This window comes from Pseudonocardia sp. WMMC193 (assembly GCF_021728735.1).
In the GTDB taxonomy this organism is placed as follows: Bacteria; Actinomycetota; Actinomycetes; order Mycobacteriales; family Pseudonocardiaceae; genus Pseudonocardia; species Pseudonocardia oroxyli.
Genome location: NZ_JAKKDO010000003.1, coordinates 1,038,733 through 1,061,492, shown reverse-complemented (window position 1 = coordinate 1,061,492; position 22,760 = coordinate 1,038,733). Strand labels below are relative to the sequence as shown.

The 22,760-nt window shown below is 72.9% G+C and carries 19 protein-coding genes; 2 read left to right on the top strand and 17 right to left on the bottom strand.

Features of this window, described 5'->3' with window-relative positions; translation table 11 throughout:
• Nucleotides 1-10 precede the first annotated feature (10 nt).
• From L3X23_RS06415 to L3X23_RS06385, 7 genes are read right to left on the bottom strand one after another with little or no spacing between them, the layout of a single operon-like run.
• A complete protein-coding gene (locus L3X23_RS06415; protein WP_237191186.1) occupies nucleotides 11-1,303 on the bottom strand; it encodes an NtaA/DmoA family FMN-dependent monooxygenase in 1,293 nt (430 codons plus the stop codon).
• Nucleotides 1,303-2,610, bottom strand: a complete 1,308-nt coding sequence (locus L3X23_RS06410) for an NtaA/DmoA family FMN-dependent monooxygenase (protein ID WP_237191185.1) — start codon at nucleotides 2,608-2,610, stop codon at nucleotides 1,303-1,305. The genes L3X23_RS06415 and L3X23_RS06410 overlap by 1 nt, the downstream gene beginning before the upstream one ends.
• An 11-nt stretch (nucleotides 2,611-2,621) precedes the next feature.
• Nucleotides 2,622-4,298: an ABC transporter substrate-binding protein gene (locus L3X23_RS06405; protein WP_237191184.1), complete on the bottom strand. Its 1,677-nt coding sequence runs from the start codon at nucleotides 4,296-4,298 to the stop codon at nucleotides 2,622-2,624.
• 56 nt (nucleotides 4,299-4,354) lie between these two features.
• Nucleotides 4,355-5,248 (bottom strand): ABC transporter permease, encoded by an 894-nt coding sequence (locus L3X23_RS06400; RefSeq protein ID WP_237191183.1) that lies wholly within the window; start codon nucleotides 5,246-5,248, stop codon nucleotides 4,355-4,357.
• A complete protein-coding gene (locus tag L3X23_RS06395) occupies nucleotides 5,245-6,342 on the bottom strand; it encodes an ABC transporter permease (protein ID WP_237191182.1) in 1,098 nt (365 codons plus the stop codon). Before L3X23_RS06395 ends, L3X23_RS06400 begins: the two co-directional genes overlap by 4 nt.
• Nucleotides 6,339-7,196 (bottom strand): ABC transporter ATP-binding protein, encoded by an 858-nt coding sequence (locus L3X23_RS06390; protein ID WP_237191181.1) that lies wholly within the window; start codon nucleotides 7,194-7,196, stop codon nucleotides 6,339-6,341. Before L3X23_RS06390 ends, L3X23_RS06395 begins: the two co-directional genes overlap by 4 nt.
• Nucleotides 7,193-8,080: an ABC transporter ATP-binding protein gene (locus L3X23_RS06385; RefSeq protein WP_237191180.1), complete on the bottom strand. Its 888-nt coding sequence runs from the start codon at nucleotides 8,078-8,080 to the stop codon at nucleotides 7,193-7,195. The genes L3X23_RS06390 and L3X23_RS06385 overlap by 4 nt, the downstream gene beginning before the upstream one ends.
• A 349-nt stretch (nucleotides 8,081-8,429) precedes the next feature.
• On the opposite strand from L3X23_RS06385, the gene L3X23_RS36025 reads away from it, so the two are divergent.
• Nucleotides 8,430-9,257, top strand: coding sequence for a GntR family transcriptional regulator (locus L3X23_RS36025; protein WP_237191179.1), 828 nt, complete (start codon nucleotides 8,430-8,432; stop codon nucleotides 9,255-9,257).
• 25 nt (nucleotides 9,258-9,282) lie between these two features.
• On the opposite strand, the gene dnaE is transcribed toward L3X23_RS36025, so the two are convergent.
• From dnaE to L3X23_RS06335, 9 genes are all read right to left on the bottom strand, one after another.
• The gene (gene dnaE, locus L3X23_RS06375; RefSeq protein ID WP_237191178.1) at nucleotides 9,283-12,834 is read right to left on the bottom strand and encodes a DNA polymerase III subunit alpha; all 3,552 of its coding nucleotides are present in this window, start codon (nucleotides 12,832-12,834) and stop codon (nucleotides 9,283-9,285) included.
• Nucleotides 12,835-13,135: 301 nt separating this feature from the next.
• On the bottom strand, nucleotides 13,136-14,293 hold the full coding sequence (locus L3X23_RS06370) for a glycosyltransferase (protein ID WP_237191177.1): 1,158 nt from the start codon (nucleotides 14,291-14,293) through the stop codon (nucleotides 13,136-13,138).
• Nucleotides 14,294-14,303: 10 nt separating this feature from the next.
• Nucleotides 14,304-15,164: a hypothetical protein gene (locus tag L3X23_RS06365; protein ID WP_237191176.1), complete on the bottom strand. Its 861-nt coding sequence runs from the start codon at nucleotides 15,162-15,164 to the stop codon at nucleotides 14,304-14,306.
• Nucleotides 15,161-15,850 carry a DUF998 domain-containing protein gene (locus tag L3X23_RS06360; RefSeq protein WP_237191175.1) on the bottom strand — a complete coding sequence of 230 codons (690 nt, stop codon included), beginning with the start codon at nucleotides 15,848-15,850 and terminating at the stop codon, nucleotides 15,161-15,163. Before L3X23_RS06360 ends, L3X23_RS06365 begins: the two co-directional genes overlap by 4 nt.
• Nucleotides 15,851-15,976: 126 nt before the next feature.
• A complete protein-coding gene (locus L3X23_RS06355; protein WP_237191174.1) occupies nucleotides 15,977-16,720 on the bottom strand; it encodes a hypothetical protein in 744 nt (247 codons plus the stop codon).
• A gap of 7 nt (nucleotides 16,721-16,727) precedes the next feature.
• Nucleotides 16,728-17,612, bottom strand: coding sequence for an RluA family pseudouridine synthase (locus L3X23_RS06350; protein ID WP_093076120.1), 885 nt, complete (start codon nucleotides 17,610-17,612; stop codon nucleotides 16,728-16,730).
• Nucleotides 17,613-17,649: 37 nt separating this feature from the next.
• Nucleotides 17,650-18,183: a signal peptidase II gene (lspA, locus tag L3X23_RS06345; RefSeq protein ID WP_237191173.1), complete on the bottom strand. Its 534-nt coding sequence runs from the start codon at nucleotides 18,181-18,183 to the stop codon at nucleotides 17,650-17,652.
• A gap of 7 nt (nucleotides 18,184-18,190) precedes the next feature.
• The gene (locus L3X23_RS06340; RefSeq protein WP_237191172.1) at nucleotides 18,191-19,690 is read right to left on the bottom strand and encodes a potassium/proton antiporter; all 1,500 of its coding nucleotides are present in this window, start codon (nucleotides 19,688-19,690) and stop codon (nucleotides 18,191-18,193) included.
• A 37-nt stretch (nucleotides 19,691-19,727) separates the two neighbouring features.
• Nucleotides 19,728-20,843, bottom strand: coding sequence for an acyltransferase (locus tag L3X23_RS06335; RefSeq protein WP_237191171.1), 1,116 nt, complete (start codon nucleotides 20,841-20,843; stop codon nucleotides 19,728-19,730).
• Between the two features lie 27 nt (nucleotides 20,844-20,870).
• Between L3X23_RS06335 and L3X23_RS06330 the strand changes: the two genes are divergently transcribed.
• Complete coding sequence (locus L3X23_RS06330) at nucleotides 20,871-21,575, top strand: CPBP family intramembrane glutamic endopeptidase (RefSeq protein ID WP_237191170.1); 705 nt, start codon at nucleotides 20,871-20,873, stop codon at nucleotides 21,573-21,575.
• A gap of 150 nt (nucleotides 21,576-21,725) precedes the next feature.
• On the opposite strand, the gene L3X23_RS06325 is transcribed toward L3X23_RS06330, so the two are convergent.
• Nucleotides 21,726-22,709 (bottom strand): ABC transporter substrate-binding protein, encoded by a 984-nt coding sequence (locus L3X23_RS06325; RefSeq protein WP_237191169.1) that lies wholly within the window; start codon nucleotides 22,707-22,709, stop codon nucleotides 21,726-21,728.
• Between the last annotated feature and the right edge of the window lie 51 nt (nucleotides 22,710-22,760).

Here is a 22,760-nt window from a genome sequence, read left to right as displayed (position 1 = left end):
TCACGAACTCCTAGAACTCACGCAGGTGATCGCGCAGGTGCGCCCCCGCGTACTCGGTGCGGACCAGGCCACGGCGCTGCAGCTCGGGGACCAGGCCGTCGGTGATCGCGTGGACGTAGCGGCGGTTGGTCGGCCCCATGACCAGGAAGCCGTCCCCACCGGTGAACTCCATCGCCTCCGCCAGGGTGTCCGCCGCGGTCGCCGGGCTCCCGACGACCTCGATCGCCTCGGTCCGGTAGGCGGTGAACGCCTCCCGCAGGGTCCGGCCGTTCGCGAACCTCCGGAACGTGGCCAGCGTGCTCTGGTGGCCGTTGGTGCTCGCGTCCTCCGGCAGCGGCTCGTCCAGGTCGAACCGGGAGAAGTCGATCTCCATGGTGGCCGACCAGTTGACCATCTGCGCCTTGATCTTCGCGTCGACGTCCGCGTTCATCATCGCTTGCAGCTCGCGTGCCTCCTCGTCGGTGTCGGCGAGGATCGGCGAGATGATGAACAGGACCTTGATGTCGTCTGGGTCCCGGCCCGCCTGCTCCGCCAGCTCCCGGATGTCGTCGCGGTAGCGCTTCATGTCCGGCAGGCCCTTGGGCAGGGACAGCAGCACGTCCGCGTGCGCCGCCGCGAACGCCTTGCCCGCGGGCGAACCGCCCGCCTGGCAGATGACCGGGCGGCCCTGCGGCGGGCGCATCAGGTTCAGCGGCCCGCGGCTGCGGTGCCAGCGGCCCTCGAAGTGGATCGGGTGGACCTTCGTGTGGTCGACGTAGGTGCCGGTCTCCTCATCCATGACGAGGGCGTCCGGTTCCCACGAGTCCCACAGCCGCGTGACGAGGTCGACGTACTCCGCGGCCCGCTCGTAGCGCTCGTCGTGCGGCGGCAGGGCGTCCATGCCGAAGTTCTGCGCCGCCCGGTTCTCGCTGGAGGTCACGCAGTTCCAGCCGAACCGCCCGCCGGAGAGGTGGTCGATCGTCGCCGACGTGCGGGCCAGCAGCCAGGGCGGCACGAACGTCGAGGACATCGTGGCGATCACACCGATCCGGCTGGTCTCGCTGAGCAGCATCGACGCCAGCAGCGCCGGGTCGCCCTTGGGGGCGTACCCGCCCTGGGCTAGCGAGGCCTCCGCGGTGCCCGCGTAGGTGTCGGACACCATCAGCGAGTCCTCGAGCATCAGGAAGTCGAACCGCGCCCGCTCGAGTGCCTGCAGGAAGTCGACGTGCGAGTCGCCCGTCATCCAGTCCCGCTCCTCCGGACCGCTCCACGTCGAGCGCCAGTCGTGCGGGGTGAAGCTCTTGAACCACGCCAGGTGGAACATCAGAACTCCAGCAGGTTGTCGCGGAAGTGCTCGTGCCCGTACCCGGTGCGCATCAGCCCGCGCCGCTGCAGCGCGGGCACCAGGCCGTCCGCGATCTCCCCGATGTAGCGGCGGTTGTGCGGCTGGTTCCAGATGAGGAACCCGTCGCCGCCGACCTCCTGCATGACCTCGTCCATCTGCGCGGCGACCTCGTCCGGCGTGCCGAGCAGCTCGACGGACTCGGTGCGGTAGGCCACGCACGCCTCGCGCAACGTGCGCCCGTTCGCCCACTTGCGGAAGTTCGCGAGCGTGCTCTGGTGGCCGTTGGTCTGCACGTCGTCGGGCAGCGGCTGGTCGAGGTCGAACTGCGAGAAGTCGATCTCCATGCTGCCCGACCAGCCGATCAGCTGGCCCTCGGGGTGGGCCCGCACCGCGGCGTCCTTGCGGGCCGCCCGGTCCAGCGCGTGCTGGTGGGTCTCCCCCAGCGTCGGGCACACGACGAACATGACCTTCACCGAGTCCGGGTCGCGACCCTCGGCGGCGGCCCGGGCCCGGATGTCGGCGCGGTACTCCTTCATCGCCTCGACGCCCTTCGGCAGCGCCATCACCAGGTCCGCGTAGCGGGAGGCGAACTGCCGCCCCGCGGGGCTGCCCCCGGCCTGGGTGAGGACCGGGCGGCCCTGCGGCGGACGCAGCGTGTTGAGCGGTCCGCGGGACTTGTAGTACTTGCCCACGAAGTCGATCGGGCGGACCTTCGTGTGGTCGACGTAGACCCCGCGCTCGCGGTCCATCACCAGCGCGTCGGCGTCCCAGGAGTCCCACAGCTGCGTGACCAGGTCGACGAACTCGTCGGCGCGGGCGTAGCGCTCGTCGTGCGGGGGGAGGGTGTCCATGCCGAAGTTCTTCGCCGCCAGGTCCTCCGACGACGTCACGATGTTCCAGCCGATCCGGCCGCGGGACATGTGGTCCAGCGTCGCCATGGACCGCGCCAGCATCCAGGGCGGGTAGAAGGACGTCGAGGCGGTGATCGAGATGCCGATCCGCTCGGTCGCCCTGGCCAGGATCGGAGCCAGCGCCATCGGGTCGCCCTTGGGCGCCCACCCGCCCCGCTTCAGGGTGGCCTCCGCGCTGCCCCCGTAGATGTCGGACACCATCGAGGAGTCCTCGAAGAGGATGAGGTCGAAGCAGGCCCGCTCCAGGGTGCGGACCTTGTCGACGTAGAAGGAGCCGTCCATCCACCGGGCGGCGTCGGTGCCGTCCCACCCGGTCTGCCAGGTCGTCGGGATGAAGCTGCCGAACCACCCGAGGTGGAACATGTCGGCGGTCATTCGAGGTCCTCTCAGCCCGCGGTCAGCACGGAGTAGTCGATGCGCCGGTCGGTGCGCTGGGCGTAGCCCTTGACGTCGGCGCGCATGCTGTAGGGCGACATGACGCGGGCCAGGAAGAGGGTGCCGCCGTCGCGCAGCATCATCGCCTCGGCCTCGCTCCACAGCGGACCGGAGACCGGCCCGATGGCGTCCTCGCCCGCGAGTCCCTGCTTCAGCACGGACGCGAAGGCGTCGTAGGTCGGGCCGGACCAGAACGAGGTGTTGGCGCCGCCGCCGGGCTGGGTCACCAGCTGCAGCTGGTAGGGCGGGGACATGGTGACCGCGGACCCGGTCGCCATCGAGGCCTGGAGCTTGCCCGCCAGGCCGTCGGAGCTCATCTGCGCGGCGGGCACCTCGTTGATCGTGACCTCGAAGCCCGCCTCCTTCGCCGCGGCGGCGAACAGCACGGCCGAGTCCTGCACCGAGGGCGTCGCGTTGCTGACCGTCAGGGTGAAGGGCACCGGCGCGGTCACCCCGGCCGCGGCGAGCAGCTCCTTGGCCTTGGCCGGGTCGAAGGTGTAGTCCGGCAGCTGCGAACCGTCGTAGTACGGGGCCTTGTCGTCGAGCAGGTGCCGGTAGCTGTAGGCGCGGCCGCGGTAGACCTCGTCGACGATCTGGTCGTAGGGGATCGCGTAGGCCAGCGCCTGGCGGACCTCCTGCTTGTCGAAGGGCGCCTTCGTGGTGTTCATCGTCAGCGACTGGTACAGGTTCGAGGTCGCCTTGGGGGTGAACACGTCGGGGTTCGACGCCAGGTCCGCCTGGTCCGCCGGACGGAGGTCCAGCGCGATGTCGGCGTCACCGTTCGCCACCATGTTGGCGCGGGTCGCCGCGTCGGGGACGACCCGACGGATGATCGTCTGGATCGGCAGGGGCCCGAACACGTAGTTCGGGTTCGCCACCATCACGATCTCCTGGTTCGGCGTGACGCTCTGCAGCATGTACGGCCCGAATCCGACGTTGCCGTTGAGCATGTCGGACACGCCCCACTGGACCGCGTACGGGTCCTCGGGGGTGGCATGCCGGCGCAGGTAGGTGCTGTCGTAGATCGAGCCGATGTTCTCGGCGAGGTTGCCCAGCAGGGTGAACCCGTAGCCGGGCTGGTCGATCGTGAAGGTCACGGTGTACCGGTCGACGGCCTGCAGCTGCCTGCCCAGGTCGGTGAGCATCGGCGCGTAGTACCCGGGCATGCCGCCGCCCTTGGTCGCGAACTTGCGCTGGAAGGACCAGAGCACGTCCTCGGAGGTCAGCTCGTTGCCCTGCTGGCTGAGCAGGCCGTGGCGCAGGTGGAAGGTGAAGACCTTGCCGTCGGGACTGACGTCGTAGCTCTCGGCCAGGAGCGGCTCGAAGGTGTAGAGGTCCTGGACCTTCACGTTCGCGCCCTGCTCGTCGATGTAGGGCTTGCGGATGAGCTGGGCGTGGAGGCTGTTGGTCACCTCCTGGTTGTCCTGGCCGTTGGTGAAGCCGAAGTCGCGGACCACGTTGGACGCCTGGTCGGCGGTCACCACGACGACCGTGTCGCGGGGTCCCGCGTCGGACGCCGCCCCGCCGGTGTCGGCGCACGCCGAGACCAGCAGGCCGAGCGTGAGGACGGAGACGACCGCGCGGACCAGCGCGGACGTGCGGCGGCGGGCGCCGGGCGGAGTGGGCATGGCGGTTCCCTCGGAGTGTGTCGGAAGGCTGGGAGGACGGGGACGGGTCGGGGGTGTCACGTGGTGCGGAGGACGGCGAAGCGGCGGGTGAGGACGGAGGCCGTGGCGACGGTGACGCACAGCGCGACGGCGGGGAACGCGGCGGACCACCACTTGCCGACGGCGGCGTCCCCCGCACCGCGGGCGATCATGGATCCCCACTCGGGGGTGGGCGGGGGCAGCCCGACGCCGAGGAAGCCGAGTGCGGCGGTGAGCACGATGCTGATCCCGAGGATCACCGAGGCGTTCAGCAGGGCGGGCCGCACGGAGTTCGGCAGCACGTGCCGCACGATCACCCGCAGCTCGTGCTGCCCGGCCTGCCGGGCGGCGTCGAGGTAGGCGTCCCCGCGGACCCGGAGCACCTCGCTGCGCGTCAGCCTCGCCTGGATCGGCATCAGGATGACGGCCAGCGCGATGATCATCGTCAGCGCGTTCGTCCCGAAGAACGACACCACCACCAGGCCGATGATCACCACCGGCACGGCTTCGAGCAGGTCGAGGAACCGCGAGCCCGCGCGGGCCAGCACGCCGACCGGGCCCCGGCGGGCCTCGTTCATCCCGACCGCCAGCCCGACGGCGATCCCGAACGCCGTCGCCAGCACCGCGGACGTCACCGCGATGAGCACGTCGATCCGGGTGCCGGCGACCGTCCGGGAGAACACGTCCATGCCGGTCGCGTCGGTGCCGCCCCAGTGCGCGGCGGACGGCGGCTGCGAGGGCGGCCCGACGATGCCCGTGGGGTCGTACGGAGCCAGCCAGGGGCCGAACACCGCCGTCAGCAGGATCAGCCCGAGCACGGCGACCGCGGTCCACCCGCCGGCGCCGGTCCCCCGGCGCGGGCCCCGTCGCGGGGCCTGCGGGGTCGGCGGGGACGGTGGGGTCTGCGGGGGCGCGGTGGTGGTCGCAGTCATGATCCACTCCCCTGGGCTCCGGGCCTGCGGCGCGCATCGAGCAGCATGGTGGTGAGGTCCACCAGCAGGTAGACGATCATCGAGATGGCGGCGACGAGCACCAGCGTGCCCTGCAGCGCGGTGAGGTCGAGGCCGTCGACGGCGTCGACGGCGTAGCTGCCGAGCCCGCCGAGGCCGAACAGCTGCTCGAGGATGACGGCCCCGCCGAGCAGCGTGCCGAAGATCGTGCCGAACACCGCGATGGTGGGCGGCAGGGCCCGGCGGTAGATGCTCGCCAGCACCATCCGGCGGGGTGCCCCGGTCGCGACCCGGAACAGCGTCGAGCGGTCCTCGGCGGAGGGGCCGAGCGCGCCGAGCAGCTGCTTGAGCAGCAGCGGGGCGAGCGACACCACGAGCACCGCGATCGGCAGCAGGTAGTGCGACAGGATCGAGGACGTCACCTCGAACCGGCCCGAGAGCGCGGAGTCCAGCAGCGGGAACCGGGTGATCGGGTCGGGTTCGCGCAGGCCGGGTCGGGTGCGCCCGTTCGGGGCGGGCACGAGCCGCAGCGTGGCGTAGAACAGGAAGATCCCGATGACGCCGACCACGAAGTCCGGCAGCGCGCCCGCGGCCTGCGAGTAGCCGGACACGATCCGGGCGCCGAGACCGCCGGGGCGCAGCACCACGACCACCGACAGCAGCAGGCTCACGAGCACCAGCGCCACGAAGGCCAGCACCGCCAGCTCCACGGTGCCGGGCAACCGGGCCATGATCTCCGTGAAGACCGGCCGGCCGGTCGTGATCGAGGAGCCCAGGTCCAGCCGCAGCAGGTCGGCGAGATAGGCGCCCAGCTGCGACCAGATGCTCCCGTCGAGCCCGAGCTGCTCGCGCACGGCCAGGTAGGTCTCCGGCGTCGCGTCGGGGCCCGCGATCTGGCGGGCGGGATCCCCCGGGATCAGTCGGACCAGGAAGAACGCGAGCAGCGCGAACACGAGCATGTGGATCGGCAGCACCGCCACCCGCAGCATCCACCACCGGTTGCGGCGGAGCACGGCGCCGACACCGACGCGGTCGGTGCGCGCGTCGAGGTCCGGGACGGTCGCGGCCGCGGTCACGACGCCACCGACCCGATCCGGGCGCTCCCACGCGCCGCGCCCACCAGGAACCGGGTGTACTCGTGCTCGGGACGCTCCACGACGTCGTCGGTCGGGCCGCGCTCGACGATCCGACCGCCTTGCATCACGATGAGCTCGTCGACCAGGAACGCCGTGGCCGGGATCCCGTGCGAGACGAAGAACAGGCCCGCCCCGGTCTCGGTGACGTAGTCCTTGAGCAGGTTGAGCACGGATCCCTGGACGGAGACGTCCAGCGCCGAGACCACCTCGTCGCACAGCAGGACCCGCGGCCGGACGACCAGGGCCCGGGCGATCGCGAACCGCTGCCGCTGGCCGCCGGAGACCTCGTGCGGGCGCCGGTCCGCCAGCGCCGGGTCGACGCGCAGCGTCTCGAGCACCTCGTCGACCCGTTCGTCCGCGGCGGGGACGTCCAGGCCGCAGAGGATCTGCGCGGGCGTGCGCACCGCGTCCCGCAGGGTGCGCAACGGGTCGAACGACGAGCTGACGTCCTGGCTGATCATCTGGACGGCGCGCCGGAAGTCGTGCCGCCCGGTCCGCGACCGCAGGTGGGAGGACAGCGCGATGCCGTTGTAGTGCAGGCCACCGCCGTCCGCGGTCTCCAGCCCCGCGAGCATCCGGGCGAGCGTCGACTTGCCCGAGCCCGACTCGCCGATCACCCCGACCGACCGCCCGGACCCGATGGTGACGTCCACCGACGCGACCGCGCGGTGGCGGGTGCGGTCCACCGTGAACGTCTTCTCGATCCCCTCCCCGACGATCTGCACCAGGCCGCGCTCCCCCACCGGCTCCACCGGGGTCGCGCGCCCGAGCAGGCGCATCCGTGGGCCGGTCATGCCACGCTCGTCCCGGCCAGGGCCGCGTCCGCCGCGCGCAGGGCGTCGAGGGTGGGCAGCCGGTCGAGGTGGCGGGCCTCGAGATCGGGGACGCACCGCAGCAGGCCGTGGGTGTAGGGATGGCGCGCGGTCTCGGCCAGCGACCGCGACCGGCCCTCGTCCACGATCTCGCCGCGGTACATCACGAGCATCCGGTCGGAGAACTCCTGGCAGAGCCCGATGTCGTGGGACACGACCAGCAGGGACGTGCCGGACGCCGCGGTCAGGTCGCGCAGCAGTTCCATGACCGTGCGGGACAGGGACGCGTCGAGCGCGCTGGTCGGCTCGTCCGCGATGAGCAGCCGGGGCGCACCGGCGAGGGCGAGGGCGAGCATCGCCCGCTGCCGCATGCCGCCGGAGAGCTCGTAGGGCCTGCTGCGCAGGACGCGGCGGGTGTCGGTCAGGCCGACCCGCACCAGCCAGTCACGGGCGGCCCCCACGGCCTCCGCCCGACCACACCGCCGCGCGGACCGGATCACCGTGACGAGCTGGCTGCCGACCGTCCACACCGGGTCCAGGGAGGTCATCGCGTCCTGGAAGACGACCGTCATGCCCGGGGTGCGGCGCGGCACCCCGGCGCGGACGGTGCGGTCGAGATCCGCGCCGTCGAACCGCAGCGCGTCCGCCTCCACGACGGCGCCGCCGCCGAGGAACCCCGCGACGGCCATGGCCAGCGACGTCTTGCCCGACCCGGACTCGCCGACCAGGGCGACCTGCTCCCCCGCGGCGATGCTCACCGAGGCGCCCCGGACCGCCGCGGCGTGGGAGCCGTAGCGGACCGAGAGGCCGCGGACCTCGAGGAGGGCGGCCGCGGGTTCGCGGGCCGGTGCCGGATGTTCTGTCACGCTGCTCGTCCTTCGCGCCGGGGGCAGGGCGGGGGGTGTGGCCGCGCCCCGTCGTCATTGCGTGGGCGGGTGCCGAAAAGGTTGCGGATTCGACGTCACCGGCCAACGCTTTTGCCGTTACCGCTGGATTGCGCCGAACCGCATTCAGATGTCGTCGCAGGTCACGGGCTCAGAACGGGTCTGGGAAGGCACCGGCGGGCCGATAAACGCCAGGTGGGACACATCACATCGGAAATCGGGAAAGGATGCGGCTAACCTTCCCCCGGGCGGTAGTCCCTGATTCCCGTGGCGCGGCGGGGCCGCGTCCGCGCCCACCGGCCTCGCTCCCCGATCGGTTCGAGGAGTGCGCGTGACCCACCCGACCGCCCCACCGCGCGGCGACGACCAGGAGTCCCGACGGGCCTACCGGGTCGCGCGGCGCCGGCCCCAGCCCGCGGACAGCTCACCGCGCCGGATCTACGAGCTGCTGCGGGCGAGCATCCGCGACGGTTCCATCGGCGCGGGCGAGCAGCTGGACGAGCACAGCCTGGTCAAGACCTACAACGCCAGCCGCAACTCGGTGCGCAAGGCCCTCCGGTCCCTCGCCGAGGAGGGCCTGCTGGACCGCGGCAGGCGGGTGGGCACCAGCCTGTCCCGCACCATCGTGCCCATCGCCCCGACCGACGTCGGGCCGCGGGTGTACCGCGGCACCACCCGCGAGGGCAGGCTGGCCGTCGAGACACTCGAGTGCACCCGGGTCGTCGCCGGGCACGCGGTCGGCCGCAGGCTGCGGATCGACCCCGGCGCCGAGGTCGTCCGGCTCGACCAGCTCGCCCGGTTCGACGGCGAGCCGCTGTACCTGCGCACCGCCTACCTCGTCACCGACCGCTCCGCCGCGGAGCAGCTCGCCCTGCTCGCGCAGATCCACGAGGACTACCCGCCGATGCCGGTGGTCTTCCACCGCGTGTTCGGGCGCGCCTACGGCGCCAGCATCTACGCGGTCGAGGCGATCGCGCTGGAGGAGCGCATCGCGGACATGCTCGACGAGGCCCCCGGCACCCCCACCCTGCTGCGCGAGCTCACCACGACGGACGTCGAGGGCAGGCCCTTCGAGCTGAGCTTCACCTACTTCCGCACGGGCCGGGCCGCACTGTCCGGCATCGGCACGTTCACCGAGTCCGGCTACGGGGTGCTCTGACCCGCGGGGACCCCGGTCAGCCCGGTCAGCCCAGGCAGCCGGGGCCCAGGAGGGCCTTCAGGTCGCCCATCAGGGCCGAGGTGTTGGTGACCTTCAGCGAGTCGTCCAGGCGCAGCAGGGTGGTCTTGGTGCCGTAGAGCAGCTTCAGGTGCACCTCGGAGGTGCCCGGGTGGTGGGTGAGCACCTCCTTGAGCTGCGCGACCCGCTCCGGGGTGACCATCTCGGTGCGCATGCTCACCCGGATCGGCAGGCCCGCCTCGCCTGCGGCCTGCAACTCGGGCACCGCGAGGTCGTTCGCGATCAGGGACACCCGGTCGTCACGCTTGTTGACCCGGGCCTTGACCAGCACGATCGCGTCCTCCGCCACGTCCACGCCCACCACCTGGTAGGCCCGCGGGAAGAACAGCACCTCGATACCGCCTGCGAGGTCCTCGATCTGGGCGCTGGCCCAGGGCTCGCCGTTCTTGTTCACCCGCCGGTTGACGTTGGTGAGGATCCCGCCGACCGTGACCTGCGCGCCCTCGCCGACGGTGCCTTCGAGGATGGCCGGGATCGGGGTGTCCGACTTGGCGGCCAGCGCCTGCTCCATGCCGTCGAGCGGGTGGCCGGAGACGTAGAGGCCCAGCATCTCCCGCTCCACGGCGAGCTTGTGCTTGGTGTCCCACTCGTCCTCGGGCACCTTGACGTCGAAGATGCCGCCGAGCCCGGAGTCCTCGTCGCTCGTGGCGTCCAGCGAGCCGAACAGGTCGAACTGGCCCATCGACGCGGCCTTCTTGCTGCTCATGATCGCGTCGATCGCGTCCGCGTGGACGAGCAGCAGACCCTTGCGCGAGTGGCCGAGCGAGTCGAAGGCACCGGCCTTGATCAGCGACTCGATGACCTTCTTGTTGCAGACGACGGCGTCCACCTTGCGCAGGAAGTCCGAGAAGTCGGTGAAGTCCCCCTTCTCCTTGCGCGCGGCGACGATGGCGTCGACGACGTTGAACCCGACGTTGCGGATCGCGCCCAGGCCGAACCGGATGTCGTCCCCGACGGGGGCGAAGTTGCGGACCGACTCGTTGACGTCCGGCGCCAGGACCTTGATCCCGAGCCTGCGGCACTCGCCGAGATAGACGGCGGCCTTGTCCTTGTCGTCCCGCACGGAGGTGAGCACGGCGGCCATGTACTCGGCCGGGTAGTTCGCCTTGAGGTAGGCGGTCCAGTACGACACCACGCCGTACGCGGCGGAGTGGGCGCGGTTGAAGGCGTAGTCGGAGAAGGGGAGCAGGATGTCCCAGAGCGTCTTGACCGCGGCCTCGGAGTAGCCGTTGTCCTTCATGCCCTGGGCGAAGCCGGCGTACTCCTTGTCCAGGATCTCCTTCTTCTTCTTGCCCATCGCGCGGCGGAGCAGGTCCGCCTTGCCGAGCGAGTAGCCGGCCAGCTTCTGGGCGATCGCCATGACCTGTTCCTGGTAGACGATCAGGCCGTACGTCTCGCCCAGGATGTCCTTGAGGGGCTCCGCCAGCTCCGGGTGGATCGGCGTGACCTCTTGCCTGCCGTTCTTGCGGTCCGCGTAGTCGTTGTGCGCGTTCGCGCCCATCGGACCGGGCCGGTACAGCGCGCCGACGGCCGAGATGTCGTCGAACTCGGTGGGGGCCATGCGGCGCAGCAGGTCCCGCATCGGCCCGCCGTCGAGCTGGAACACCCCGAGCGTGTCGCCGCGGGCGAGCAGGTCGTAGGTGTTCTGGTCGTCCAGCTCCACCTCCTCGATGACGAGCTTCGGCTTGCCGTTGAGCTCGATGTTCTCGAGCGCGTCGTCGATGATCGTGAGGTTGCGCAGGCCCAGGAAGTCCATCTTCAGCAGCCCGAGCGTCTCGCAGACGCCCATGTCGAACTGCGTGATGATCGCGCCGTCCGACTCGCGGCGCTGGATCGGGATGACGTCGATCAGCGGCTTGCTCGACATGATCACGCCGGCGGCGTGCACGCCCCACTGCCGCTTCAGCCCCTCCAGGCCGCGGCCGGTGTCGATGATCTCGCGGACCTGCGCGTCCGACTCGTAGAGGGCCCGGACCTCGGTGGCCTCGGCGTACCGCTTGTGCGACGGGTCGAAGATCCCGGACAGCGGGATGTCCTTGCCCATGACGGCCGGGGGCATGGCCTTGGTGATCCGGTCCGCCACCGAGTAGCCGGGCTGGCCGAACAGCACGCGCGCCGAGTCCTTGATCGCGGCCTTGGCCTTGATCGTGGAGTAGGTGATGATCTGCGCGATCCGGTCCTCGCCGTACTTCTCCGTGGTGTAGCGGATCATCTCGCCACGCCGACGCTCGTCGAAGTCCATGTCGATGTCCGGCATGGAGATGCGCTCGGGGTTGAGGAACCGCTCGAAGATCAGCTTGTGCCGGATGGGGTCCAGGTCGGTGATCTCCAGCGCGTACGCGATGAGCGAGCCCGCCGCCGAGCCGCGGCCGGGGCCGCACCGGATGCCGACGGACTTGGCGTGCTGGATGAGGTCCGCGGTGACCAGGAAGTACCCGGGGAAGCCCATCTGGATGATCACGCCGAGCTCGTACTCCGCCTGGCGGCGGTACTTCTCGGTGACGCCGCCCGGGAAGCGCTTGCGCAGCCCCCGCTCGACCTCCTTGATCAGCCAGGACTCCTCGGTCTCCCCCTCGGGGACCGGGGCGCGCGGCATGAGCTCCTGGTGGGCGAAGCTCACGTCCACCCGCTCGGCCACCAGCAGCGTGTTGTCGCAGGCCTCGGGGTGGATCGGGTCCCACTGGGCGCGCATCTCGGCGGCGGACTTGAGGTAGAAGTCCTGCGCGTCGAACTTGAAGCGGTTCGGGTCCGCGAGGGTCTTCCCGGTCTGCACGCACAGCAGCACCTCGTGCGGCTTCGTGTCGTCCGGGTAGGTGTAGTGCAGGTCGTTCGTGGCGAGGCCGGGCAGGTCCAGCTTCTTCTTCAGCGCGAAGAGGTCCTCCTGGACCCGCTTCTCGATGTCGATGCCGTGGTCCATCAGCTCGCAGAAGAAGTTGTCCTTGCCGAAGATGTCCCGGTAGTCGCTCGCGGCCTGGCAGGCGGCGTCGAAGTCGTCCTGCTGGAGCAGGCGCGCCACCTCGCCCGACGGGCAGCCGGTGGTCGCGATGATCCCCTTGCCGTACTTCTCCAGCAGCTCGCGGTCCATACGCGGCTTGTAGTAGTAGCCCTCGAGGCTGGCGAGGCTGGAGAGGCGGAAGAGGTTGTGCATCCCCTCGTTGTTCTCCGCCAGCAGCGTCATGTGCGTGTACATCAGGTCGGGGTTGTCGCTCGCCGCCCCGTTCGCGCCGATGGCGACGCGCTTGCGCTCGTGCCTGCTGCCGGGCGCGAGGTAGGCCTCCATGCCGATGATCGGCTTGACGCCCGCCGCGTTGGCCTTCTTCCAGAACTCGTAGGCCCCGTAGACGTTCCCGTGGTCCGTCATCGCCAGCGCGGGCATCCCCATCCGCGCGGCTTCGGAGAACAGGTCGTCGAGGCGCGCCGCACCGTCGAGCATCGAGAACTCGGTGTGCGTGTGGAGGTGGACGAAGGAATCCTTGGAGTTCCCGCTGGTCGGGGCCATGAGGCTGGTGGACTCCCTTCACGCGCCGAGGCGCGGTGGCGGCGGTGGTACGACCCCGGCGCACGGTCCCGGCGACCGCTCCGCACGAGCCGGGACGGTGCCGACGTCTCCGAGCCCGTCGGGGGCCGGGGGTGCGGTCAGACTAGCCCCGGCCCCCGACGGTTCCGCGCGCGGTCGGACGGCGTTCGGCGAACCCCCAGCTCACCGGCGCGCCCGCGTGTCGCGGGGTCCGGGTGTCGCGCGATCCCGGGCGTGTCGCGCCTGCGGCGCTCGTGCGCGGTAAGTGGTGCCAGAGCACCACTTACCGCGCACGGGCGCCGAAGGCGCGGATCGCGGTCCGAACGTGGGCGACCCGGGTGTAGAGGTCCTCGAAGGCGTCCAGGGTGGCGTCGAGGGTGTGGCCCGCCACGATCTCGCGGCTCGCGGCGCCCATCCGGCGGCGGGTCCCGGCATCGGCGAGGAGCGCGGCGAGACGGACGGCGAGGGCCTCGACGTCCCCGGGGGCGAAGAGCCAGCCGTTGCGGCCGGGCCGGACGAGGTGCGGCAGCGCCATCGCGTCGGCCGCGACGACCGGCTTGCCCGCCGCCATCGCCTCGAGCGTCACCAGGCTCTGCAGCTCCGCGATCCCCGGCATGCAGAAGACCGCGCAGCGCCGGTAGGCCGCGACGAGGTCCGCCTCGCTGACGAAGCCGTGCCAGACGACCCGGTCGGCGATGCCGAGCTCGGCGGCGAGCCGGTGCCAGGCCGCCCGTTCGGTGCCGTCCCCGACCACCTCGAGCCGGGCCCCGGGCACCCGCGCGACGGCCCGCAGCAGCTCGTCGACCCGCTTCTCCTGGTCCAGCCGCCCGACGAACAGCACCGTGTCCGGGCGCTCGTCCCCGCCCGCGTACCGGGCCGCGTCGATCCCGCACGAGACCGCGCTCGCCGCCAGCCCGGTCGCGCCCGTCAGCAGCGCGACGGCGCGCGGGGTCGGGGCGGTGACCGCGTCGGCCCGGCCGAAGACGGCCCGGACGTCCCGCCAGGCCCACCGGGCCGCCGCGGACCGCAGGAACCCCGGGACCCGGGCGTGCGCGAACAGGTTCTCGGGCATGAAGTGGTTGGTCGCGACCAGCGGGGTCGCCGAGGCGGCCGCGGCCGCCGCCAGCCCGCGCCCGACGACGAAGTGCGCCTGCACGTGCACGACGTCCGGTCGGACCCGGCGCAGGATCTCCGCCGTCGCGGGGCCCGCCTCCCAGGGCAGGCAGACCCGGAAGCTCTCGTGCCACGGGTAGCGGTGCGAGCGGACGCGGTGCACCGCCACGTCACCGAACCGTCCGACGCCCGCGGCGCCGGTCGGCGAGGGCGCGGCGACGTGCACCTCGTGGCCGCGCCCGGCGAGTCCGGCGGCGAGCCGCTCGGCGAAGCGGGCGGCGCCGTTGACGTCGGGCGCGAACGTGTCCGCGCCCAGCAGAACCTTCACAGCAGGATCCTCACGTCAGAACCTCTTCTCTCGGGGCCGGACGCGTGGTCGCGTCCGGGTGGAACCGGGCGAGCAGGGCGACACCCGCGGCCGCGGCGGCGCCCGCGGCCACCAGCAGGCCGACGCCGGCGGCGCCCAGCTCGGCGGCCTCGCCGAGGACCAGAGCGCCGAACCCGACGGCGACCACCGGGTCGACGACGGTCAGCACCGCCACCACGACCGCGGGCTGCCCCGCCGCCATCGCCTGTTGGACCAGCCAGCCGCCGACCGCGAGCGCGACGGCGATCCCCGCCGCCGCGCCCAGCACCGATGCCGGGGTCGCCGCACCGGCGGCGACCTGCACGGACACGTCGCGGAGCACCGCGGAGACGACCCCGAACGCGATCGCCCCGCCCGCGGCGCAGGCCAGGCAGCGCAGCCGCCCGGTCGCGCGCGCGGCGGCCGAGGCGAGCACCAGGACCGCGACCGCCGCGCCCGCCGCGGCGAGGACCATCGATCCGGAGGGATCGCCGGGGGCGGCCGCCGCCGTCGTCCGGACGACGAGGGCGACGCCGGCGGCGCACAGCCCGATCCCACCCGCGACCCGCCATCCCGGCCACCGACCGCGCAGCGCGATCCCCACGGCGATCGGGACGGCGAGCACCCCGACCGGCTGCACCACGCTGACCGGGGCGAGCACCAGGGCCAGGGCGTGCAGCCCGGCGCCCGCCGCGGCCAGCCCGGCACCCGCCAACCAGCGGGGGCGGCTCAGCAGGGCGCGCAGGCCTGCGAGATCGAGCCGGGGCGCGGTCATCGCCCCGTGCTGCAGGACCGCCGCACCGGCGAAGCAGGCGGCCCCGACGACCGCGAGGACCAGCGCGAGCACGGTCATGTCCGCAGCCCGCGGGCGGTCACGACGAGGAGGGCGATCACCACGCCGTACAGAACCCGCTCCACCCCACCCAACAGGGGGAATGCGGGTGAACCCAGGACGACGATCGGGAGATGAGCAAGGAGGAACCCGGCCGCGAGCACCCCGGCGAGCACGGCGAGCACCCGGACCGCGCGGCGCGCGGACTCCCGGACGGCGGGCCCGCGGGCGAGCAGCAGGGCCGCGACCGGCAGCGCGGCGAACACCCACGCGCCCGCGTAGCGGTGCACGGCGGCGACGACGTCCGGCGGCGCGTCCGGCAGGTTCGTCGGGAAGATCCCGGCGAGCGCCATCGCGACGGCCCAGCTGCCGAGCAGCGCGACGGCGGACCGCCCCGCACCGCCGCGGTGGGCGGCGACGGCGAGGACCGCGCCCGCGACCGCCATGGCCCCCGCCGCGACCCCCAGCACGAGCTGCCCGCCGGGCAGCGCGACGTAGTCGGAGACGGTGTGGCGCACCGGGTCCACCGCACCGGAGAGCGCGGCGACGTGCAGGACCACCACGCCCCACACCGCGATGCCCGCCGCCGCGGTGACCAGGGCGCCGGTCGACGGCGCCGCCCGCATGCCCGCACCGGGTGCCACCGCCGCACCCGGTCCGCCCTGTTCGGGGTCCGCCTCGGCGACCCCGTCCCCCCGTGTGTCCATGCCCTCACGCTGGCAGCGCGCGCAGTCCGCCGGAATCCGGCGATCCCCCCACGCGGGGCGGGGGTGACCCCGAGCCCCCTCAGGGACGCCCCTGACCCGCCCCCGGAGCGGGGCGCCGGAGCAGGGTCAGACGGGGCCGTCGTCCGGGAGGGGGTCGGCGCTCTCGGTCTGCTCCGGGAGCAGCGGGGCGAGGGCCAGCTCGGGTGCGGTCACGCCCGTCGGCGCCGCCTCGACCGCCCGCACGCCGGGGGTGGCGGCGAGCCGGTCCAGCGCGGCCCGCTCCCCCTCCACGACCAGCGCGATCACGCACGCGCAGGGCTGTGCGTACCCTTGCGCCTCCGCCCGCGCGACGGCGGCGGGGCGGCCGGTGAGCCGGGCGGCGTCCGCCTCGGCGGCGTACCCGGCGCGCTGTCGGGCGGTGTCGAGCGCGGCGGCGAGCGGGGCCCCGGCCGGGATCGGCTCGAACCGCAGGGCGGTCTGCACGCGGGGGATCGGCAGCCGCAACACCGCCTGCTGGACCGGGAGCGGGCCCGCGAGCGTCGCCGCGTCCGTGGTGGTCAGCGCCGCGTCCAGCTGGACCAGCGCGAGCGCGGGGGCACCCGGGGCGGGCAGGGTCTGCGCCGCGCGGGCCAGGTAGTCCGCCACCCGCTCCCCCGACTCCGGTCCGAGCCGCACCTGCCCGGTCGCGACCGGCGGCGCCGCGGTCGGCGCGGACAGTGCGGACAGTGCGCGCACCCCCGCGACCACCAGCAACATCAGCACCAGGACGACCGCGCCCCACCCGAGCACCCGCCGCCCACGCGGCCCGAACAGACCGTCGGGCGCCCGGTCCTCGCGGTCCTCCTGGTCCTGCTGGTCCTGCCTGGTCACCGGACCCTCAGTCGCGCAGCTTCTCGAGCGCGGACTCCAGGTCGGCCGGGTACTCACTGGTGAACTCCACCCGGCGTCCGTCGGCGGGGTGGTCGAAGCCGAGGGTGCGGGCGTGCAGCCACTGCCGGGTCAGGCCGAGCCGCTTCGCGAGCGTGGGGTCCGCGCCGTAGGTCACGTCCCCGACGCAGGGGTGGCGCAGCGCGGAGAAGTGCACCCGGATCTGGTGGGTGCGGCCGGTCTCCAGGTGCACGTCGAGCAGGGAGGCCGCGCGGAAGGCCTCCAGGGTGTCGTAGTGCGTGACCGAGGGCTTGCCGCCCTGGACGACCGCGAACCGGTAGTCGTGCTTCGGGTGCCGGTCGATGGGGGCGTCGATGGTGCCGCTCGACGGGTCCGGGTGGCCCTGCACGATCGCGTGGTACCGCTTCTCGACGGTCCGCTCCTTGAACGCCCGCTTGAGCACGGTGTAGGCGTGCTCGGACTTGGCGACGACCATCACCCCGGTCGTCCCGACGTCCAGCCGGTGCACGATCCCCTGCCGCTCGGCCGCGCCGGAGGTGGACACCCGCACCCCGAGCGCGGCGAGCCCCCCGATCACCGTGGGGCCCGTCCACCCGGGCGAGGGGTGCGCGGCGACGCCCACCGGCTTGTCCACCACCACGATGTCGTCGTCCTCGTGCAGGATCGTCATCCCGCCGACCAGCTCGGGGGCGGCGGTGATCTCCACCGGCCCCTCGGGGTCCGGCAGGGCGACCTCCAGCCACGTCCCGGCGACGAGCCGGTCGGACTTGCCCGCGGCCCGGCCGTCGACCTCGATGCGGCCGTCCTCGGCGAGCGTCGCGACGACCGTGCGGGACAGCCCGAGCAGCCGGGAGATCCCGGCGTCGACGCGCATGCCGTCCAGCCCGTCCGGGACGGGGAGCTGCCGCAGGTCACTCACCGGTCGTCGCCTCCTTCACCGCGCGCGTGCCGTCGAGCTCGCGGCCGAGCAGCGCGAGCAGGACCAGCAGGATCCCACCGCAGACCACGGCCGAGTCGGCCAGGTTGAACACGGGGAAGAACGAGCCGTCCGTCTCCACGATGGACACCATGTCCACGACGTGGCCCTGCAGCACCCCGGGGGCGCGGAAGATCCGGTCCGCGAGGTTGCCGACGGCGCCGCCGAGGATGAGCCCGAGCGCGATGGCCCAGCCGACCGAGCGCAGCTTGCGCGAGATCCGGATGATCACGATCACCACGGCGAGCGCGATCAGCGAGATGATCCACGTGTAGCCCGTCGCCATGGAGAAGGCGGCGCCGGGGTTGCGGACCAGCACCAGGTTCACCAGGCCGCCGAACAGCCGCACCGGTGGCCGGTCCTCCAGCTGGGCGACGGCGATCGTCTTGGTCAGCAGGTCGAGCCCCAGGATCACCGGCGCGAGCACCGCGGTGATCCAGACGGTGCGGGCGGGCTGGGAGGCGGTCACCCCACGATTATGCGGGGGCGCCGGGGGTCTCCCGCCCGGGGTCCGCCTCGCGCCACCGGACGAGCGCGCCGCCGCGGTCCACGGCCCGCAGCCGCTCCTCGGTCCGGTCCCGGACCTCGGCGGTCGCGACGACCAGCAGCTGGTCGTTCTCCCGGATCCGGGTCTGGCCGTGCGGGGTGAAGGCCTTCTCGTCCCGCACGACGAGGCTGACCGTGGCGCCCGCGGGCAGCCGCAGCTCCCGCAGGTACACCCCGCGCAGCCGCGAGCCCTCCGGGACCCGCACCTGGAGCAGGTCGGCGCCGAGCTCGTCGAGCGGGGCGGCGTCCACCTCGACCTCGCGGGCCTCGACCGACCGCACCACCCGGAGCCTGCGGGCGACCCAGGGCAGCGTGGTGCCCTGCAGGAGGGTGAGGATCACGACGAGCACGAACACCACGTCCACCAGGTGCTGGGCCCCCGGCGCGCCCTCGACCAGCGCGATCAGCGCCAGCACGATCGGCACCGCCCCGCGCAGCCCGGCCCACGACAGGAAGGCCTGTTCGCGCCACGGGACGCGGAACGGCAGCGCGGCGGCCATCACCGACAGCGGCCGGGCCAGCACCAACAGCACGCCGGCGGAGATCAGGGCGGGGACGACGGCGTCGAGCAGCCGGGCGGGGCTGGCGTAGAGGCCGAGCAGCACGAACAGCCCGATCTGGGCGAGCCACCCGGTGCCCTCGGCGAACGACAGCACACCGCCGCGGTGGGGCAGCTTGGCGTTGCCCAGCACCAGTGCGCAGACGTAGGTGGCGAGCAGGCCGGAGGCGTGCGCGAGCTGCCCGCCCGCGAACGCGAGCACCGCGACCCCCATGGCGGCGAGCGGGTACAGGCCGGTCGACGGCAGCGCGGCCCGGCGCAGCGCCCACGCGCCCGCCACGCCGAGGGCGAACCCGATCGCCGCGCCCGCGAGCAGCTCGTAGAGCACGAGGACCGGGGTCACCCAGGTCAGCGGGTCGGTCGAGGCGAGCAGGAGGACGGCGAGCACGACCGGGGCGTCGTTCATGCCGGACTCGAGCTCCAGCGCCCCGGCGAGCCGCGGCGACACCCCCACCCCGCGCAGCACGGAGAACACCGCCGCGGCGTCCGTGGACGACAGGATCGCGCCCCACAGGAACGCGATCCGCCAGTCCAGGCCCAGCAGGAAGTGCAGCGCCGTGCCCGCCACCAGGATGCTGACGACCACCGCGATCGTCGACAGCCCGATGCCGATGCCGAGCGAGGGCCGGACCGCCTGCCAGCGGGTGGTGATCCCGCCCTCGATCAGAATGAGGACGAGCGCGGCGAGACCGAGGTTCTCGGTCAGGGCCGCGTCGGAGAAGTGGACGCCGAGCACGGCCTCGCCGAGCAGGATCCCGATGCCGAGGTAGAGCAGCAGCGAGGGCAGGCCGAGCCGCACGGACACGCGCACGGCGAGCACGCCGACCAGCAGCACAGCGGCGACGATGCCGAGCAGGACCTCCAGACTCATCGCCTCACCACCCTGTGAGCAGGGTATCGGCGAACGATCAGGCGGCCGACGGCACGGTCTGTCTGCGGTGTCCGAAGCGCCCGAACAGCCAGATGACCGGGAGCGTGCACAGCAGCGACAGGCCGATGAACAGGGGCCGTTCGAGCCACCAGACCAGGTCGGGGACCTCGCGCTCGGCCAGCTCGCCGTTCACCCCGTAGAGCAGGGCGCGGCCGATGGCCATCCCGGTGGTGTGGAAGAGGAACACCGGCATGGCGAAGCGGTTGACGATCTCGACCACCCGGCGCAACCGCGGCCGCTCCAGACGCTCCTGCAGCCACGGCCGGGCCAGCTCCGCGACGCCGACCTGGAAGGCCAGCAGCGCCACGATGCACAGCGTGGGCGGCGCCATGTTGGACGTCGGCTCCCCCGGCACGCCGACCATCGACCCCGGATAGAGGCCGGAGAACACCAGCCCGACCAGGCCGAACAGCCCCGCCCAGGTCAGCGCGGCGGCGGCCTGGCGAGGCGCGTCGACCAGGGCCTGGTGGAAGAAGCCGCTCATGAACGCCAGGCCCCAGACCAGCACCAGGTTCACGTAGCCGACCTCGTCGAAGCCGTAGCGGAACCGCAGGATGTCCACGACCACGACGAGCCCGATGACCACCACCAGCGCCACCGCGCCGAACCGGGTGATCAGCCGCAGCCACACCGGGATCAGCGCGATGAGCAGCAGGTACACCCCGATGAACCACAGCGGCGAGACCACCAGCAGCACGGTGCGCCAGAGCCATCGCACGTCGAACACCAGGGAGACCACGAGCCCGAGCGCGAGCCACGCCGTCAGCAGGACCAGGGCGGGGACCGAGAGCTTGCGCAGGTTGCGCCACACGAAGTGGCCCAGGTGCTCGCCGCGGGCGCGGGCCCGCTGCCACGCCAGCAGGTGGACGTACCCGCCGACGTAGAAGAACAGCGGCAGCACCTGGAACAGCCAGGTCAGCACCCACAGCCCGGAGGTGAACCCGATCGGGTTGGTCGCCGTCGGGCCGTCGGGACCCCACACCAGGATGGTGAAGGCCCAGTGCCACAGCACGACCACGACGATCGAGAACGCGCGCAGGAAGTCCACGAACGCGTCCCGGGGCGCGCTGGTGGTGGGTCTCTCGTCGTCCACGTCTCCCCCTTCGCGCAGGATGGTGACATGACGACCGCGACGCCGACGATCATGCGGCGGCGTGTCCCCACCTTGGCCCTGACCGTGGTGCTGCTGGTCGCGGTCAACGTGCTCACCGGCGTGGTCTGGCCGGAGTGGGCGGTGCCGGCCAAGGTGCTCACGGCCGCGCTGCTCCTGCTGCTGGCCCGCTGGTGCGGGCTGGGCTGGGCGGATGTCGGGCTCGGCAGGCGGGGGGTGGGCCGCGGGCTGCGGGTGGGGGCGGTCGCCGTGGCGATCGTGGTGGTGGTCTACGGGCTCGGGCTGCTGATCCCGGCCACCCGGACGGCGTTCGAGGACAGCCGGGCGGCGGGCGGGGTGGCGGCGCTGCTCTACGCCGCGCTGATCCGGATCCCGCTGGGCACCGTGCTGATCGAGGAGATCGCCTTCCGCGGGGTGCTGCCCGCGCTGGTCGGCGGCAGCTGGTGGCGGGGGACGCTGTGGTCCTCGGCGCTGTTCGGGCTGTGGCACATCGTGCCGTCCCTGGGCCTGAGCAGCGCCAACGCGGCCGTCGGCGCCACCCTCGGCGGATGGGGGGACGTCGGCCGGGCCGCGTTGGCGGTGCTGGCCACCTTCGGCGCGGGGATCCTGCTCTGCTGGTGGCGGCGCTGGGGCGGGCACCTGGTGTCCCCCGTGCTCGCGCACCTGGCCACCAACTCGCTGGGCGTGGTGGCGGCGTGGTGGGTCGTCGGCTGACCGAGAGGAACGTCAGGGCGATTCGGGCGGGGTCGGAATCGCCCTGAGGTTCGTCTCGGGGGCAGGGGCGCCAGGTGAGGGTGGTCCGGCAACGCCGCAGGCGGCGGCGTGGGCGCCGGGAGCGGTGGTGGCGGAGTGGGAAGACGCGGCCTACGCCAGGAGGCGGTAGAGCGCGTCCCAGTCCCGGGCGATCCGGATGGCACTGTAGACGCTGCCGTAGTTGACGTTGCCGGGGCTCTCCACCACCCGTCCGGCGCGGACCGCGGGGAGATCGCGCCACACCGGGAGCTCGACCATCGAGGCGAGCGTCGGTTCGCTCGAGAGGTTCTGCAGGTAGATGCCGTCGGCGTCGGCGAACTGTCCGACCAGCTCCAGCGGCACCTCCTCGTGCGCGGCGTAGTCGCGCTCGGAGCCGAACAACACACCCCCGAGGTCGGCGAGGACCTGCTGCTGCATCCGGCCGCGGGTGTTCACCACGAACGTCCCCTTCGAGGGGACCCACTGGACGACCAGCACCCGACGGGCCGCCAACGCCGCCGCGTGTCGCGCCCGGACCTCCGCTGCGACCCGGTCGAACTCGGCGATGGCCGCGTCCGCCCGCGGGCCGGCGTCGAGCCAGGCGGCCACCCTCTGGAGGTCGGTGCGCCACGGGCTCTCGAACGAGGTGGGCAGCACCGGCGCGATCCGCTGCAGCCGCGCGGTCGGCCAGTACTCACCGTCGTCCTCGCCCGAGCAGACGATCAGATCGGGACGGAGGGCGTAGACCTGCTCGTCGTCGACCGGGCCGGACAACACCGGCAGGTCCGCGGGCGCGGGCACCCAGGGGGCCGGGGCCCGGAGCGTGGTGGCCGAGACCGGGAGGCCCAGCGCGACCGCGGTCTCCAGATCGACCCGCGAGTCCACGGCCAGCACCGACCGCGGTGTCGTCGGGATGTCGTAGCCGCCCAGCGGCGTCACCACGCTGCGGCTCCCGCCCGTCGAGGTCGGGGCGGCGGGTTCGCGTCCGCACGCGCCCAGCAACCCGGCGGCACCGATCACCCCGAGCAGCTGGCGGCGGGTCGCGTTCTCGACGACGAGGGGTTCGAGCAGGCAGGACGGCATCGACATCTCCCGGGCGTGCGGCAACAGCAACACCGGGAAGCTTAGCCTTACCAAAGTCGACCGGAGAGTGACGTTCGCGCGGTC